The 15,422-nt window shown below is 65.4% G+C and carries 16 protein-coding genes; 12 read left to right on the top strand and 4 right to left on the bottom strand.

What is annotated here, in order from left to right; translation table 11 throughout:
* Positions 1-69 precede the first annotated feature (69 nt).
* From NCS03_RS05985 to NCS03_RS05975, 3 genes are all read left to right on the top strand, one after another.
* On the top strand, positions 70-1,407 hold the full coding sequence (locus tag NCS03_RS05985; protein WP_033537221.1) for an O-acetylhomoserine aminocarboxypropyltransferase: 1,338 nt from the start codon (positions 70-72) through the stop codon (positions 1,405-1,407).
* A complete protein-coding gene (locus NCS03_RS05980; RefSeq protein ID WP_244807934.1) occupies positions 1,404-2,246 on the top strand; it encodes an alpha/beta fold hydrolase in 843 nt (280 codons plus the stop codon). The genes NCS03_RS05985 and NCS03_RS05980 overlap by 4 nt, the downstream gene beginning before the upstream one ends.
* A 123-nt stretch (positions 2,247-2,369) precedes the next feature.
* Positions 2,370-2,690: an Mpo1-like protein gene (locus NCS03_RS05975; RefSeq protein WP_008350338.1), complete on the top strand. Its 321-nt coding sequence runs from the start codon at positions 2,370-2,372 to the stop codon at positions 2,688-2,690.
* A gap of 18 nt (positions 2,691-2,708) precedes the next feature.
* On the opposite strand, the gene NCS03_RS05970 is transcribed toward NCS03_RS05975, so the two are convergent.
* Entirely contained in the window at positions 2,709-4,016 is a 1,308-nt protein-coding gene (locus NCS03_RS05970; protein WP_250528921.1) for a YihY family inner membrane protein, read from the bottom strand.
* Between the two features lie 94 nt (positions 4,017-4,110).
* Here NCS03_RS05970 and wrbA point away from each other — a divergent pair, with 94 nt between their 5' ends.
* The 5 genes from wrbA to NCS03_RS05945 all read left to right on the top strand — a co-directional run bounded on the left by wrbA (position 4,111) and on the right by NCS03_RS05945 (position 8,277).
* Positions 4,111-4,731 carry an NAD(P)H:quinone oxidoreductase gene (gene wrbA, locus NCS03_RS05965; protein WP_034472067.1) on the top strand — a complete coding sequence of 207 codons (621 nt, stop codon included), beginning with the start codon at positions 4,111-4,113 and terminating at the stop codon, positions 4,729-4,731.
* Positions 4,728-5,123 (top strand): DUF2069 domain-containing protein, encoded by a 396-nt coding sequence (locus NCS03_RS05960; RefSeq protein ID WP_034472069.1) that lies wholly within the window; start codon positions 4,728-4,730, stop codon positions 5,121-5,123. Before wrbA ends, NCS03_RS05960 begins: the two co-directional genes overlap by 4 nt.
* A 160-nt stretch (positions 5,124-5,283) precedes the next feature.
* Positions 5,284-6,738, top strand: coding sequence for an FAD-binding oxidoreductase (locus NCS03_RS05955; protein WP_250434505.1), 1,455 nt, complete (start codon positions 5,284-5,286; stop codon positions 6,736-6,738).
* Complete coding sequence (locus tag NCS03_RS05950) at positions 6,735-7,538, top strand: metallophosphoesterase (protein WP_244807930.1); 804 nt, start codon at positions 6,735-6,737, stop codon at positions 7,536-7,538. The genes NCS03_RS05955 and NCS03_RS05950 overlap by 4 nt, the downstream gene beginning before the upstream one ends.
* 28 nt (positions 7,539-7,566) lie before the next feature.
* On the top strand, positions 7,567-8,277 hold the full coding sequence (locus tag NCS03_RS05945) for an SOS response-associated peptidase (RefSeq protein WP_008350351.1): 711 nt from the start codon (positions 7,567-7,569) through the stop codon (positions 8,275-8,277).
* 18 nt (positions 8,278-8,295) lie between these two features.
* Here NCS03_RS05945 and NCS03_RS05940 read toward each other — a convergent pair whose 3' ends face one another.
* Together NCS03_RS05940 and NCS03_RS05935 are read right to left on the bottom strand one after the other, a co-directional pair.
* Positions 8,296-8,454, bottom strand: a complete 159-nt coding sequence (locus NCS03_RS05940; protein ID WP_250528920.1) for a hypothetical protein — start codon at positions 8,452-8,454, stop codon at positions 8,296-8,298.
* Positions 8,455-8,578: 124 nt separating this feature from the next.
* Positions 8,579-9,517: a LysR family transcriptional regulator gene (locus NCS03_RS05935; RefSeq protein ID WP_008350353.1), complete on the bottom strand. Its 939-nt coding sequence runs from the start codon at positions 9,515-9,517 to the stop codon at positions 8,579-8,581.
* Between the two features lie 167 nt (positions 9,518-9,684).
* On the opposite strand from NCS03_RS05935, the gene NCS03_RS05930 reads away from it, so the two are divergent.
* From NCS03_RS05930 to NCS03_RS05915, 4 genes are read left to right on the top strand one after another with little or no spacing between them, the layout of a single operon-like run.
* Complete coding sequence (locus NCS03_RS05930) at positions 9,685-11,196, top strand: efflux transporter outer membrane subunit (RefSeq protein WP_250528919.1); 1,512 nt, start codon at positions 9,685-9,687, stop codon at positions 11,194-11,196.
* Positions 11,197-11,198: 2 nt separating this feature from the next.
* Positions 11,199-13,400 carry an FUSC family protein gene (locus NCS03_RS05925; RefSeq protein ID WP_250507352.1) on the top strand — a complete coding sequence of 734 codons (2,202 nt, stop codon included), beginning with the start codon at positions 11,199-11,201 and terminating at the stop codon, positions 13,398-13,400.
* Positions 13,387-13,590: a DUF1656 domain-containing protein gene (locus NCS03_RS05920; protein ID WP_008350357.1), complete on the top strand. Its 204-nt coding sequence runs from the start codon at positions 13,387-13,389 to the stop codon at positions 13,588-13,590. The genes NCS03_RS05925 and NCS03_RS05920 overlap by 14 nt, the downstream gene beginning before the upstream one ends.
* Before the next feature lie 41 nt (positions 13,591-13,631).
* Positions 13,632-14,495: an efflux RND transporter periplasmic adaptor subunit gene (locus tag NCS03_RS05915; RefSeq protein WP_008350358.1), complete on the top strand. Its 864-nt coding sequence runs from the start codon at positions 13,632-13,634 to the stop codon at positions 14,493-14,495.
* A 65-nt stretch (positions 14,496-14,560) separates the two neighbouring features.
* On the opposite strand, the gene NCS03_RS05910 is transcribed toward NCS03_RS05915, so the two are convergent.
* Entirely contained in the window at positions 14,561-15,364 is an 804-nt protein-coding gene (locus NCS03_RS05910; RefSeq protein ID WP_008350359.1) for an ABC transporter substrate-binding protein, read from the bottom strand.
* Positions 15,365-15,422: the final 58 nt, after the last annotated feature.

Genomic DNA, 15,422 nt, shown 5'->3' with positions numbered 1-15,422 from the left:
ATCCGATGTTAGGATGATTGACCCTCATTTTCGCCGCACGCCGGCCGTCTCGCGCGCCGGCCGCCTATGATGCCAGCCAACCGTTTCGACACGCTCGCGCTGCACGCGGGCGCCGCGCCCGATCCCGTCACCGGCGCGCGCGCGACGCCGATTTATCAGACGACGTCGTTCACCTTTCGCGACAGCGATCACGCCGCCGCGCTCTTCAACATGGAGCGCTCGGGGCACGTGTACTCGCGCATCTCGAATCCGACCGTCGCGGTGTTCGAGGAGCGCGTCGCGGCGCTCGAAGGCGGCGTCGGCGCCATCGGCACGGCGAGCGGCCAGGCCGCGCTGCATCTCGCGATCGCGACGCTGATGGGCGCGGGCTCGCACATCGTCGCGTCCAGCGCGCTCTACGGCGGCTCGCACAATCTGCTGCATTACACGCTGCGGCGCTTCGGCATCGAGACGACATTCGTGAAGCCGCACGATCTCGATGCATGGCGCGCGGCGGCACGGCCGAACACGCGGCTTTTCTTCGGCGAAACGCTCGGCAATCCGGGGCTCGACGTGCTCGACATTGCGGGCGTCGCGGAAATTGCGCACGAGCACGCCGTGCCGCTGCTCGTCGATTCCACGTTCACGACGCCGTATCTGCTGCGTCCGTTCGAGCACGGCGCGGATCTCGTCTATCACTCCGCGACCAAGTTTCTCGGCGGACATGGGACGACGATCGGCGGCGTGCTCGTCGACGGCGGCACGTTCGATTTCACCGCGAGCGGACGCTTCCCCGAGTTCACCGAGCCTTACGACGGCTTTCACGGCATGGTGTTCGCCGAAGAGAGCACCGTCGCGCCGTTCCTGTTGCGCGCGCGGCGCGAAGGCTTGCGCGATTTCGGCGCGTGTCTGCATCCGCAGGCGGCGTGGCAACTGCTGCAAGGCATCGAAACCTTGCCGCTACGCATGGATCGGCATGTCGCGAACACGCGCAAGGTGATCGAGTTCCTGCTGAGTTCGCCGGCAGTGGAAGGCGTGGCCTATCCCGAACTGCCGACGCATCGCGATCACGCGCTCGCCGGACGTCTCTTGCCGCGCGGCGCCGGCGCGGTCTTCAGCTTCGATCTGAAGGGCGGCGTGCCGGCGGCGCGCAAGTTCATCGAAACGCTCACGCTGTTTTCACATCTCGCGAACGTCGGCGATGCGCGCTCGCTCGTGATTCATCCCGCATCGACGACGCACTTCCGCATGGATGCCGCCGCGCTCGAAGCTGCGGGCATCGGGCCGGGGCGCATCCGTCTGTCGATCGGACTGGAAGATCCCGACGATCTCATCGACGATCTCAAGCGCGCGCTGAAAGCCGCGCAGAAAGCGGCAGAAAGCGCTCCGGACGCGAGCGCCGCCGCGCCGCTCGGGAGCCGCGCATGATCCTCGACGTCCACGGCCGCGCGGCCTATGCCTACACCGGCGGCAAGCCTCTCGACGCGACGCGCCCCGCCGTCGTGTTCATTCACGGCGCGGAACACGATCACAGCGTCTGGGCCTTGCAGACGCGCTATTTCGCGCATCACGGTTTCGGCGTGCTGGCGCTCGATCTGCCGAGTCACGGAAGAAGCGCCGGTCCCGCGCTTTCGACCATCGGCGAGTTCGCCGACTGGGTCATCGCCGTGCTCGACGCGGCCGGCGTGCAGCAAGCGCTCTTCGTCGGCCACAGCATGGGCTCGCTGATCGCACTCGATGCCGCTGGCCGCTATCCCGACCGCGCGGCGGGTCTCGCCCTGCTCGCGACGGCCGCGCCGATGGCCGTCTCCGATACGCTGCTCGACGCCGCACGCGAGCACGAGCCCGAAGCCATCGCGATGGTCAACCAATGGTCGCATTCGACGATCGCCGCGAAGCCGTCGAGTCCCGCGCCGGGCTTCTGGCTGCAAGGCGTGAATCAGCGGCTCATGGAACGCGTGAGCCTGCGCGGCGAAGCGCTGCTTTTTCACACCGATTTCAGCGCTTGCAACACCTACGCCGACGCGCTCGAACGCGCGGCCGCCGTGCGTTGCCCGGTGTGCATCGTGAGCGGCAAGCGCGACCTGATGACGCCGCCGCGCGCTGCCCGTCCGCTCGTCGATGCCTTCAGGAAAGCCGGCGCGTCCTTGAAGACCGTGGAACTCGATGCGGGCCACGCGATCATGACCGAGCAGCCCGACGCGACGCTCGATGCGCTGTTCGCTTTCGCGCTCGCGTGCGCCAGCGCGAAAGCGCCGTCGGCCTGAAAACGCGCGTGCGGCGGGCCGCGCAAGCCCGCCGTGGCTGCTTGCATGGCGCGACTGGCAGTCGCAGAATGATTCTTGCTGGCTAATCTTCAGACACCGGCACGCATCATCAGGGAGGCCGTCATGGCGCACACCGCACATGGTGAACATTTCGCGAATTTCGCCGAGTTTTATCCCTATTACCTCGAAGAGCATCGCAACCTGGTGTCGCGCAGGCTGCACTTCATCGGATCGCTGGGCGTGATCGGCTGCCTCGCGATGGCGATCGCTACCGGCGACTGGCTCTGGCTGCCCGCGGCCGTCGTCTGCGGTTACGGCTTCGCGTGGATCGGCCATTTCTTTTTCGAGAAGAACCGCCCCGCGACGTTTCGCCACCCGATCTACAGCCTGATGGGCGACTGGGTGATGTTCAAGGACATCTGCGTCGGCAGAATCTCGCTTTGATATGCGTCGAACGAAGGCTCAGGCCGGCTGCTCCGGCATCGACGAGCGCGGCACCTCGCGCGGACGCGCGCTCGTCAGCGCAGACGCGCGTGCCGCGATCAGCGAGCCGAGCGTGATTTCCAGCTTCTCGTTATCCAGCGCGTTCATCAGCGCGCCGCAGTCGACCTGCGCCGCATCCAGCTTCAGTTGATATTCGAGTTCCGCGCGATCGATCACGAACTGCTCGAAGAGCATCGTCACCGTGATCTGATTCGGATTGGCGATCAGCACATAACGCGGCATGCGCGAATCCTCCAGCCTGCCGATCCAGCCGAGCGCGTCGAGCCGCGCGATCAGCCTCGTCGACGTATCGAGATCGCAGCGCGCCAGGGTCGAAAGCTGCAAGGACGTGTAGCCGGGCTTGCCCTCGTCCCGCGCCTCGACGAGCCGCGCGAGGATCTCGAGTGCATCGAGCAGATCGCTGCCCGGAAAATCGCGCCGATGATATTGCCCCGTGCGAATCGCAGGCAGCGCGGATGTGACCATCGCGCCGATGAGCGCGAACATCCAGCACAGATACACCCACAGCAGAAAGACCGGCAGCGCCGCGAACGCGCCGTAGACGGCGGTGTAGGTCGGAATGCGCCGTACGTAATAGCCGAAGCCGCGCTTGCCGAGTTCGAACGCGACCGCCGCGATCAGCCCGCCGACGATCGCATCGCGCCATTCGACCTTGCAGTTCGGCATATAGACGTAGATGAACGTGAAGGCGAGCGCCGTGAGCGGCAGCGAGACGCCTGTGAGCGCCCATTCGACGATCGGCGGCATCAGGTTGTGCGAGCCCGCGAACGCGACCGAATGCGCGAACACGTACGAGGAGATCGACAGGCTGCAGCCGAAGAGAATCGGCCCGAGCGTGATGATCGACCAGTAGACGAGCACGCGCTGCGCGATCGGGCGCGCCTTCTTCACGCGCCAGATCACGTTGAACGCGGACTCGACCGTCATCATCGTCATGACGGAGGTCACGAACAGAATGATCATGCCGACGGTCGTCAGCCCCTTCGCCTTCGACGCGAACTGGTTCAGATACTTGAAGATCTGATCGTTGATCTGCGGCGGCATCAGGTGCACCGCGAGGAAGTCCTGAAGCGACGCCTGGAAGGAGCCAAAGATCGGGAACGCGGTGAAGAGCGCGAACGCGACCGTGGCGAGTGGCACGAGCGACAACACGCTCGTGAACGTGAGGCTGCCCGCCACTTGCGCGACGCGGTCTTCGCCGATGCGCCGCGCGACAAAACTGGCGAGACGCCTGACCGCCGCGAGATCGATAAAAACGTGCTGCAAACGCGTTCTCCCGTCATGGCGTCCCGCGTGCAAAGCCGCTTCTCGCCACGAAAATCACCCAATACCTATAATAGCCGTTCACTAAAAAAGCCTTATGAACGACATCCTCGTGCTTTACTACAGCCGCCACGGCGCGACGCGCGAGCTCGCACTCGCAATCGCGCAGGGCGTCGATAGCGTGGCCGGCATGCAGGCGCGTGTGCGAACCGTGCCGCCGGTTTCCACGGTCTGCGAAGCGACCCAGCCCGACATTCCCGCCGACGGACCGCCCTACGCCGAATTGCGCGATCTCGAAGAATGCGCCGGCCTCGCGCTCGGCTCGCCTACGCGCTTCGGCAACATGGCCGCGCCGCTCAAGTACTTCCTCGACGGCACCACGCCGCAATGGCTGTCCGGCGCGCTTTCGGGCAAGCCTGCCAGCGTGTTCACGTCCACCGGCAGCCTGCACGGCGGCCAGGAAAGCACGCTTCTTTCGATGATGCTGCCGCTGCTGCACCACGGCATGATGATCGTCGGCATCCCGTACACCGAATCGCGGCTCACCACGACGCAAAGCGGCGGCACGCCCTACGGCGCGTCTCATCACGCCCGCGCGGGCGGCGACGAAAATCAGCGGCACGGCATTTCCGCCGACGAGAAGGCGCTCGCAATCGCGCTCGGCGCACGGCTCGCACGCACCGCGCTCAATCTCGTGCGCGGCGCCCGTTCCGCATGACCACGCCGACCTCCACAGCACGTCCCAACGGCGCGCTCGCATCGGGCGCGCTTGCGAGCCTCGTGGCGCTCGTCGTGCTCGCGCTCGTCTGGGAGCTCTGGCTCGCGCCGCTGCGTCCGGGCGCATGGGCGCTCGCGCTGAAGGCGCTGCCGCTCGCGTGCGCGCTGCCGGGCGTCGCGCGCAAAAATCTCTACACGCTGCAATGGGCGTCGATGCTCGTGCTGCTGTATTTCGCCGAAGGCATCGTGCGCGGCATGACCGATGCGCGCCTCCCCGCGTCGCTCGCCTGGCTGGAAGCAGCGCTCGCCCTCGCGTTCTTCGTCTGCGCGCTCGCGTACGTCGCGCCCTTCAAACGCGCGGCCCGGTTGAACGCTCGTGCGGAAAAAAGCTGAAACGTTCGCTTTTTTCGCCCGCGTTCTGCCCGGACGTGATGCTTTGTAGCATGAAACCTCACCGTGCGCGCGTGCCTATGCCATTCGGACGAGGGTCGCGCGCCGCTCGCCTGCGCGATACTGTGCACTACGCTCTACCGGATCCTTTGCCCATCTGCCCATGACCGCCACTCAAGCTTTCATCGCCGCGTGCGCCGACGCTCTCGGTGCATCGCATGTCCTGACCGACGCCTACGATACCGAGCCGTACCTCGTCGACTGGCGCAAGCGCTATCGCGGCACTGCGTGCGCCGTGCTGCTGCCCGCCGATACCGCGCAGGTCGCGGCCGTGGTCCGGATCGCTCGCGAGCATCGCGTCGCGATCGTGCCGCAGGGCGGCAACACCGGTCTCGCAGGCGGCGCAACGCCAGATTCGAGCGGGGCGCAAGCCGTCATCAGCCTGAAGCGGCTCAATCGCGTGCGCGGCGTCGATCCGCATAACAACACGATCACCGTCGAAGCGGGCGTCGTGCTCGCCGAAATCCAGGCGCGCGCCGAAGAAGCGCAACGGCTGTTCCCGTTGAGTCTCGCCGCCGAAGGCAGCTGCACCATCGGCGGCAATCTCTCGACGAACGCGGGCGGCACTGGCGTGCTGCGCTATGGCAACACGCGCGAGCTGTGTCTCGGCCTCGAAGTCGTGACGCCGCAGGGCGAAATCTGGGACGGCCTGCGCGGGCTGCGCAAGGACAACACCGGCTACGATCTGCGCGATCTCTTCATCGGGGCGGAAGGCACGCTAGGCATCATCACGGCGGCGGTCATGAAGCTGCATCCCGCGCCGGTCGCGAAGGTCACGGCGCTGGCCGGGCTCGCTTCGCCGCATGCCGCGCTCGACTTTCTCTCGCTGGCGCAGCATCACGCGGGCGCGCTTCTGACCGGCTTCGAGCTGATGTCCGATTTCTCGATGCGGCTCGTCGGCAAGCATTTCCCGCAACTGCGCTATCCGTTCGGCGAACCGCACGCGCAAACCGTGCTGCTCGAACTTTCCGACAGCGAGAGCGACGAGCACGCCCGCGCCCTCTTCGAGCGGCTGATGGAAGAAGCGCTCGAGAAGGGCATCGTGGAAGATGCCGTCGTCGCGGAAAACCTCGCGCAGTCGCAGGCTTTCTGGGATCTGCGCGAGCATATTCCGCTCGCGCAGGCCGAGGAAGGTCTGAACATCAAACATGACATCGCCGTGCCCATTTCGAGCATCGGGCGGTTCATCGAGGAAACCGATGCGATCATCGCGAAGACAGTGCCCGGCGTGCGCATGGTGACGTTCGGCCATCTCGGCGACGGCAACCTGCACTACAACGTGCAGGCGCCCGAAGGCGTCGACCCAAAGCGCTTCCTCGGCGAATTCCAGACGCCGATCAACGCGCTCGTGTATGACCAGGTGCACCGGCACCGCGGCAGCATCAGCGCGGAGCACGGCATCGGCCAGTTGAAGGTGGATGAAGCGATGCACTACAAGTCGCCGGTCGAAGTCCGTCTCATGCAGACGATCAAGGCCGCGCTCGATCCGGACAACCTGATGAATCCCGGCAAGGTCGTGCGCTGGAACGCGACGCTCGCGAAGGAGAACATCGCATGAAGATTCGCGTGCTGTCGGACCTGCATCTCGAATGCGACGAGCCGCTGGCGATTCCGTATGCACAGGCCGATCTCGTCGTGCTGGCTGGCGACATTCACAACCACGCCGAAGGTTTGCGCTGGGCCGCGGAAAATTTCGATTCCGACGTGCCCGTCGTCTACGTGCCCGGCAATCACGAATACTACGACGCCGAGTTCGGCGCGATGGAAGCGGCAATGCAGGACGCCGCGCGCAGCGTCGACAACGTGCACTATCTGAACAACGCGTCGCTGGTGGATCGGCGCGGCGCGTGGCGCGTGCTTGGCACGACGCTGTGGACCGACTTCGCGCTGTTCGGCTCCGGCGATGCGCAAATCGAAAACGCCAAGGCCGCGTGCACGAAAGTGATGCTCGACTATAAGGGCCTCATTCAACTCGCGTGGCCCGAGCCGGACGGCGAACCGCGCGAATTCGCACCGGACGATTCCCTCGCGCTGCACGAACAGTCGCGCGCATGGCTCGAGAGCGAACTCGCGAAGCCGTTCGCAGGGCAAACGATCGTCGTCACGCACCACGCGCCGATGCGCCAGAGCCTCGCGCCGCGTTACGCGGAAGATCTCGTGTCCGCGGGCTTCGTGAATCATCTGCCGTCGCTCGCGCGCGCGCCCGCGTCGTTGTGGATTCACGGCCACACGCATACGTCGTTCGATTACGAGGTGGACGGCACGCGCGTCGTGTGCAATCCGCGCGGCTACTTCAGCCGCCGCGAGCAACGGTGGGAGAATCCGGATTTCGCGTGGGACAAGGTCGTCGAAATTTGAAACGTCGCGGACTTTGCGGAGGAACGCCATGTGCGGCCGAATCAGCCAGTACCGACTGCCGATGCATTACGCGCAGCGTCTGCATCTGAGAAATCCGTTCGTGCTGGTCGATGCCGCCGACAGGCGTCCCGGCTATAACCTGTCGCCCGGCACGCATCCGCTCGCCGTCTATCCCGACGAAACCATCCGCGCGGTGCATTGGGGCTATTGCCCGCCGTGGGCGATTCAGAAGAAGCTGCCGCAGACCATCAACGCGCGCGTCGAGACGGCGGCGACGAGCGCGTATTTCAAGCATTTATGGAAGAAGGCGCGCATTCTCGTGCCGGCCGATGGCTGGTTCGAATGGCGTATCGAGCCACGCCCGGGAGACCCCGCCGCGAAGCCTTTCAAGCAGCCCTACTTCATCCAGCGCGCGGACGGCGAGCCGATGTACCTCGCCGCGCTGACGAGCATCATGCGCGACGACGACGCTGCCGCGCCCGGCGCGGGCTTCGTCATCGTGACGGCGGCGGCGGACGAAGGACTCGTCGACGTGCATGACCGGCGTCCGCTCGTGTTCGCGCCGGCAAACGCGCGCCGCTGGCTCGATCCGGACGCGTCGCCCGACGATCTCGCGGCGCTCGTCAAGTCGGACGGCGTGCCGGCGTCGCACTTCGTCTGGCACCGCGTATCGGCCGATGTGAATCGCGCGACCAATGATGAGCCGCGACTCATCGAGCCGCTCGAAGCCTCGCTGTGACGGCCGTGTGAAGTTCGTTTAGCGCCGCCGCCGATCGTCGTCGATACGGATCGGCACCAGGCGCCGCTTCGCCTCGCGCTCCGACTGCGCGCGCATGGCGTTGAACAGATCGCGCGACGCCGGAACGGCGAGCAGGACGAGAAGCGCGGCGAGTGCGAGCAAAAGGGGCGTACTCATGTGACTTATCCCGGTCAAAGATGCGTGAGAACCAGTGCAGAAAGTATCAAGCTGCGGACAAATCGTGAGTAAGCAAGTGTTGCGCCGCGGCTTTTTTCGTAACTGAACGCAGCTTCATCCGTGTTCAGGCGACGACGAATTCCTTGAGCGATTCCGCGTCGGCCGCGAGCGTGTCGGGCAGCGCCTCGCGCAGGAACTCGACCCACGTGCGGATCTTGGCATCGAGATACTGCCGCGACGGATAGAGCGCGTACACGTTCAACTCCTGCATCGTGTATTGCGGCAGCACGCGCACGAGCGTGCCCGCGCGCAAGCCCGGCAGCGCGGACGACGTCGGCAGCACGCCAATGCCCATGCTTTCGCGGATCGCGGCGACCATCGCCTCGGCGACGTTGACCGTGAACGTGGACGGCCCGAGACTCACCGTCTCCTGACCGTTCGGGCCGTCGAAAACCCAGCGGTCGGCCGGAAACACCGGCGTCATCAGATGCAGGCAGGTATGGCGCACGAGATCGGAGAGCACGTGCGGCGCGCCGTTCTTCTCGATGTACGCCGGCGACGCGCACGCGATGCTGTACACCGAGCCGAGACGCGCCGACACGAGACCCGAATCCGGCAGATCGGAAGCGAGCACGATCGACACGTCGTAGCCTTCGTCGAGCAGATCGGGCACGCGCTGCGCGAGCGTCAGATCGACCTGCACCGAAGGATGCCGCTGCTGATAGCGCGAGATCATCGGCACGACGTAGTGCTGGCCGAAGCTCGTCATCGAATGGACCTTGAGCTTGCCGGACGGACGCGCGTGCGCATCGCCGGCCTCGGCTTCCGCCTGATCGACATAGGCGAGGATTTGCTCGCAGCGTTGCAGATAGCGCTCGCCCGCTTCGGTGAGCGCGATGCGCCGCGTTGTCCGGTTCAGCAAGCGCGCGCGCAAGTGCGCCTCGAGGTCGGATACGGCGCGCGATGCGTAAGCCGTCGTCGTGTTCAGATGCTGCGCGGCCGCGGTGAAGCTGCCCGCTTCCACGACCCGCACAAATACGCGCATGTTCTGGAGCGTGTCCATGCCGCTAATTCCGTCTTAAAAATCGTTCGTGACTCGGATTGTTACACGCGTAACAACAACGATTATCACATCCCTCGTAAAAATGCTTTGCATCCTTACGGGTTATTCGACAATCTTCGCAAAAATATAATCACTTCTTGGCATCTAATTCATTTTAGGAGTGAATCGTGCGGGGACGACTGTCCAGAAGCGCTGCAGGCGCGGCCGTTCTTGCAGCACTATTAACAATCGGTGGATGCGCAAGCACGGGCAAAATCGCGCCGCAGGATTCCCTCACGGACGCGGCGACGCTCGATGCCGGCAGCGCCATTCGCGCCGCCAACGCAGACGCCCAATGGCCCGCCGAGCAATGGTGGCGCGCCTATCGCGACCCGCAACTCGACGCGTGGATCGCACGCGCGACCGCCGGCAGCCCCACGCTCGCGATGGCCGCGGCGCGCGTGCGCGAAGCGCAGCAACAGGCGGGCGTCGCGCGCTCCGAGTTGCTGCCGCACGTCGACGGCTCGATGAGCATCGCCCGCAAGAACTGGCCCAACAACGATTTCTACGGCCCCGGCACGTACGCCGACACGACCACCTGGGACAACACCGCGGGCCTGTCGCTGTCGTACAACCTCGATCTCTGGCATCGCGACGACAACAACGCCGAGCGCGCACTGGACGTCGCACACGTTCGGGCCGCCGATGCCCGCGCCGCGCAACTCGAACTAGAAACGAACGTCGTGCGCGCGTATATCGGCTTTTCGCAGTCGTTCGCGCTGCTCGATATCGCGGAGCAGACGCTCGCGCAGCAGGAGCGCATCGCGGATCTCGCGCGGCGACGTTTGAAAGGCGGGCTCGGCACGCAGCTGGAAGTCAGCCAGGCCGAAGCGCCCTTGCCCGAGTACGAACGTCAGGTCGATGTCTACAAGGAAGAGATCCAACTGGCGCGCAACCAGTTGGCGGCGCTCGCCGGCGACGGCCCCGGCGCGGGCGAAGCGCTCACGCGTCCCGACCTGTCGCTCGCCACGCCGCTCCCCCTGCCCTCCGCGCTGCCGGCGGAACTCGTCGGACATCGGCCGGATATCGTCGCGGCGCGCTGGATGGTGGCGGCGCAAGCGCGTGGCATCGATGTCGCGAAGGCCGGGTTCTATCCGAACATCAATCTCGCTGCGTCGCTGACGCAGGCGTTCGCGGGCGGCGCGCTGCTCTCGTTCCTGACGCGCGACGCATCCGGCTACAGCTTCGGCCCCGCGATCTCGCTGCCGATCTTCGAAGGCGGACGCCTGCGCGCGCAGCTCGGCGCGGCATCGGCGCAATACGATCAGGCCGTCGATCATTACAACGCGACGCTCGTCGCCGCGCTCAAGGACATCGCCGATCAGGTCGTGCGCGTGCATTCGCTCGATACGCAGCTCGAAGCGTCGGGCCGCTCCGTCGCCGCCGCGCGCAAGAACTACGATCTCGCGAACGAAGGCTACAAGCGCGGCCTCACCGATTATCTGAACGTGCTGATCGCGCAGACGCAATTGCTCAAGGCGCAGGACGGCGAGGCGCGCGTGCGCGCGCAACGCCTCGCGTCCTACGCGACGTTGACGTCGGCGCTCGGCGGCGGCATCGACGATCCGTCGAACGGGCCGCAGCAGACCGCGCTCGCGCCGTCGAAGCATATCGGGCCGTTCAGCAAGGCACGGGATTGAGCATGTCGACGCCCGCTTCTCTCATCGGACGACAGCCGCTCAAGGAGGTCGTGCTCGACTGGGCGCGCACCGACGGCCTCGCGTGGATCTACATCTTCAAGGCGGTGCTCGCGGCGCTGCTGTCGCTGTGGATCGCGATGCGCCTCGACATGGCGCAGCCGCGCACCGCGATGACCACCGTGTTCGTCGTGATGCAGCCTCAAAGCGGCATGGTGCTCGCAAAGAGCTTCTATCGTTTCTGCGGAACGATGGTCGGTCTCGTCGTGATGATGATCTTCATCAGCCTGTTCTCTCAGCAGCCGGTGCTGTTCCTCTCGGCGACGGCGCTGTGGGTCGGCGTCTGCACGGCGGGCGCGGCGCGCAATCGCAACTTCCGCTCGTACGGCTTCGTGCTCGCCGGTTACACGGCCGCGCTGATCGGCATTCCGGCGGCGCAGCATCCGGAGGCTGCGTATCTGTCGGCGCTCACGCGCGTCGGCGAAGTGACGCTCGGCATCGTGTGTTCCGGCGCGGTGAGCGCGCTCGTCTTTCCGCAGCACGCGGGCGAGCAGGTTCGCACGACGGTGCGCCGCCGCTTCGCGCAGTTCGTCGATTACGTGTGCCGCGCGCTGTCGGGCAACATGGAACGCGCGCAGATCGAGCGAACCAATCTCGCGTTCGTGTCGGATATCGTCGGCTTCGAGGCCGCGCGCAGCGTCGCCGTGTTCGAGAATCCCGAATCGCGGATGCGCGGCGGGCGGCTCGCACGTCTCAACAGCGAGTTCATGAGCGCGTCGACGCGCTTTCACGCGCTGCATCAGTTGATGAACCGGCTGCGCGAGAACGCATCGGCGACGACGATCGCCGCGCTGGAGCCATTCTTTCGCGAAGTGCCGCCGCTCTTCTCGGTATCGGGCGAACCGGTGAAAAACGCCGCCGATGCCGCGCACGCCGCCGCGCAACTGCGCGACTACAAGGCCGCACTGCCCCGGCGCGTGCGCGCGACGCGTGCCGCGCTCGAAGCGGATCCGGACTTCGCGCAACTGGAGTTCGATACCGCGACGGAACTGCTGTATCGCTTCGTCGACGACATGCTCGCCTATGCCGAAACGTATGCGTCGCTGAGCTCGCCGTCGCACGAACGCGAGCGCTGGATCGCGCGCTACGTGCCGAAGACGAACCTGCTCGCCGCGGCGATTTCGGGCCTGCGCGGCGCGATCGTGATGTTCGTCCTGTCCGCGTTCTGGATCGCGACGGCGTGGCCGAGCGGCAGCACGATGGTGCTCAACGCGGCGGCCGTGTGCGCGCTCGCGTCGTCGTCGCCGCGTCCGACGCTCATGTCCGCGCAAATGGCGCTCGGCACGATGCTCGCGGCCGTCGCCGGGATGATCGTCGTGTTCGGCGTGTTTCCGCATATCGAGGGCTTCGCGATGATGTGCGCCGCGCTCGCGCCCGCGCTTTTGCTCGGCGCGTATCTGAGCACGCGGCGCGCGCTCGCCGGCGTGGGCATCGGCTATTGCATCTTCTTCTGCTTTCTCGCGGGGCCGGACAATCTCGTGCACTACGATCCGACCGGCTATATGAACGATGCCCTCGCGCTCGTGCTGTCGATGATCGTCGCGGCGGTCGCCTTCGCCGTCCTGCTGCCGACCGATGCGCCGTGGCTGCGGCGTCTCCTGCTCGGCGATCTGCGGCGCGAAGTCGTGAGCGCGCGCCATGGACGTCTCACGCGTCTCACGACGCACTTCGAAAGCCGCACGCGCGATCTGCTCGCGCAAATCAACGCGCTCGCGACCGGACGTCCCGACTTGCAGCGCGATGCGTTGCAATGGCTCTTCGCCGTGCTCGAATTCGGCAACGCGGTGATCGATCTGCGACGCGAGATCGCAGGGCTGTCGAACGCGCCGCAGTACGCGGCGTCGATGCCGTGGCGCCGCTCGATCGACGCGACGCTCGACGCCATCGCGCGCCTTTTCGATCGCCCGAATGCGCAGCGCTTCGACGCCACGCTCGCCGCGACCGAACGCGCGATCGACGATACGCGGGATGTGCTCGCGCGGTTCGATCTGCCGCGCGAGGAAAAGCATCGGCTGCAGCGCATCGCCAGTCATCTTCATTTTGTCCGGACCGCGCTGCTCGATCACGAATCGCCGTTCGCGCCCTTCGTGCACGGTGCGCCGGTTCGGAAACACACGCCAGAAGGAGCGGACCATGTTCCCGCGTAACGTCGCGATCCTCGAAGCCTATGTGCCGACGATCCTGCTGCTCTTCATCGCCGGCGCGATGATCACATGGGTCGTCGACCGCGCGCTCGCGCTGACGGGCCTTTATCGCGTGGTCTGGCATCCGGCGCTGTTTCGCGCGAGTCTGCTCGTCTGCATTTGCGGGACGCTCGGGCTCATCGCGTATCGCTGAATCGACATCACCTTCATACAAGCTGAAAAAGAGTTCGCATCATGATTCTCAGGAAAATCATCGGGCTGGTTTTGACGATCGCCATTTTCGCGGTCGCGCTCGTCATCGGGCGCGTGCTGTGGGTGCATTACATGGACGAGCCGTGGACGCGCGATGGCCGCGTGCGCGCGGATGTCGTCAACGTGGCGCCGGACGTGTCGGGCGCGGTCGTGCAGTTGCCGGTTCGTGACAATCAGTTCGTGAAGAAGGGCGATCTGCTGATGGAGATCGATCCGTCGCATTACCGGATCGCGGTCGAGCAGGCGCAGGCGAACGTCACCGCGCGCGCGGCCGAATTGCGCATGCGCCGTGCGGACGCCGCGCGCCGCGCCGACATGGACAGCCTCGTCGTATCGAAGGAAGCGCGCGAAAACGCGATGCAGACCGCATCGACCGCCGAAGCGCAGTTGCAGCAGGCGCAGGCCGCGCTCGATGCCGCGAAGCTCAATCTCGAACGCACCAAAGTGTTCTCGCCGGTCGACGGCTACGTCACCAACCTGAACGTGTTTCGCGGCGACTACGCGACGGCGGGCGCCGCCAAGCTCGCGATCGTCGACAGTCATTCATTCTGGGTCTATGGATACTTCGAGGAAACGAAGCTGCCGCATGTGCGTATCGGCGACAAGGCATCGATTCGCCTGATGAGCGGCGGCGAGCTGAAGGGGCACGTCGAGAGCATTTCGCGCGGCATCTATGATCGCGACAATCCGCAAAGCCGCGAGCTGCTCGCCGACGTGAACCCGACGTTCAACTGGGTGCGGCTCGCGCAGCGCGTGCCGGTGCGCGTGCATATCGATGAAGTGCCGGATGGGGTGCTGCTGAGTGCGGGGACGACGGCGACGGTGATCGTCACGCCGTCGATGTGACCTAAAAAAAGCCCGCTCCGGGACCACTCCCGAAGCGGGCTTCTCACATCCGGCAAACCGAAGCCTTACTTCAACACCACCTTTACATCGAAATACTTCTGCGCGAAGCGATCGATCGTCCCGTCGTCCTTCAGCTCCTTCAGCGCGCGATTGAGCGCATCTTTGAGCGCCTTGTCGTTCTTGCGCACGCCGAAGCCGACGCCCGAACCCAGCAGCTTGTCATCCGCCACGGCCGGGCCAGCGAACGCGAAGCCCGCGCCCTGCGGCTGCTTCAGAAAGCCCTTCGACGCCGCTTCGGCATCCTGGAACGCCGCATCGAGACGGCCCGACGCCAGATCGGCATAAATCTGGTCCTGCGCCTGATACGACTCGACATCGATGCCCGCCGTCGCCCACTTCGCCTTCGCGTAGGTTTCCTGGATCGAGCCCTGCAGCACACCGACGCGTTTGCCCTTCAAACCCTCGACCGTGGGCTGAATCGCGCTGCCCTTCTTCGCGATCAGCTGATTCGGGATCGTGTAGATCGGATCGGTGAAGTCGATGGCGAGCTTGCGCTTGTCGGTGATCGTCATGTCCGAGTTGATGCCGTCGAACTTGCGCGCCTGCAACGCGGGAATGAGACCGTCGAACGAATTCTCGACCCACACGCACTTCATCTTCAGCTTCGCGCACACCGCGTTGCCGATGTCGATATCGAAGCCCTGCAGCTCGCCGCTCGGCGACTTCGATTCGAACGGGGCGTAAGACGCTTCGACGCCGAAGCGCAGTTGCTTCATGTCATCGGCCGCTTGCGCGTTCGACGCGACGACGGCGGCGCCCAGCACCGCCAGCGCGGCGAGCTTGCGACCGATCAGATGCGATTTCTTCAACTTCCATCTCCTTCCATTGCGGTTCGATACAGGTGTGATGATCCGACACCGGGGCGCG

It is taken from the genome of Caballeronia sp. ATUFL_F1_KS4A, from assembly GCF_023630905.1.
Lineage (GTDB): Bacteria > Pseudomonadota > Gammaproteobacteria > Burkholderiales > Burkholderiaceae > Caballeronia > Caballeronia zhejiangensis.
Note: the sequence above shows the minus strand (reverse complement) of the source record. Positions and strands in the feature narration are given on the sequence as shown.

What these genes read in the sequence shown, in the direction of transcription:
- NCS03_RS05985 (WP_033537221.1), top strand. Translation starts at nt 70, where the DNA reads ATGCCAGCCAACCGTTTCGACACGCTCGCGCTGCACGCGGGCGCCGCG.
- NCS03_RS05980 (WP_244807934.1), top strand. Translation starts at nt 1,404, where the DNA reads ATGATCCTCGACGTCCACGGCCGCGCGGCCTATGCCTACACCGGCGGC.
- NCS03_RS05975 (WP_008350338.1), top strand. Translation starts at nt 2,370, where the DNA reads ATGGCGCACACCGCACATGGTGAACATTTCGCGAATTTCGCCGAGTTT.
- wrbA (WP_034472067.1), top strand. Translation starts at nt 4,111, where the DNA reads ATGAACGACATCCTCGTGCTTTACTACAGCCGCCACGGCGCGACGCGC.
- NCS03_RS05960 (WP_034472069.1), top strand. Translation starts at nt 4,728, where the DNA reads ATGACCACGCCGACCTCCACAGCACGTCCCAACGGCGCGCTCGCATCG.
- NCS03_RS05955 (WP_250434505.1), top strand. Translation starts at nt 5,284, where the DNA reads ATGACCGCCACTCAAGCTTTCATCGCCGCGTGCGCCGACGCTCTCGGT.
- NCS03_RS05950 (WP_244807930.1), top strand. Translation starts at nt 6,735, where the DNA reads ATGAAGATTCGCGTGCTGTCGGACCTGCATCTCGAATGCGACGAGCCG.
- NCS03_RS05945 (WP_008350351.1), top strand. Translation starts at nt 7,567, where the DNA reads ATGTGCGGCCGAATCAGCCAGTACCGACTGCCGATGCATTACGCGCAG.
- NCS03_RS05940 (WP_250528920.1), bottom strand. Translation starts at nt 8,454, where the DNA reads ATGAGTACGCCCCTTTTGCTCGCACTCGCCGCGCTTCTCGTCCTGCTC.
- NCS03_RS05935 (WP_008350353.1), bottom strand. Translation starts at nt 9,517, where the DNA reads ATGGACACGCTCCAGAACATGCGCGTATTTGTGCGGGTCGTGGAAGCG.
- NCS03_RS05925 (WP_250507352.1), top strand. Translation starts at nt 11,199, where the DNA reads ATGTCGACGCCCGCTTCTCTCATCGGACGACAGCCGCTCAAGGAGGTC.
- NCS03_RS05920 (WP_008350357.1), top strand. Translation starts at nt 13,387, where the DNA reads ATGTTCCCGCGTAACGTCGCGATCCTCGAAGCCTATGTGCCGACGATC.
- NCS03_RS05915 (WP_008350358.1), top strand. Translation starts at nt 13,632, where the DNA reads ATGATTCTCAGGAAAATCATCGGGCTGGTTTTGACGATCGCCATTTTC.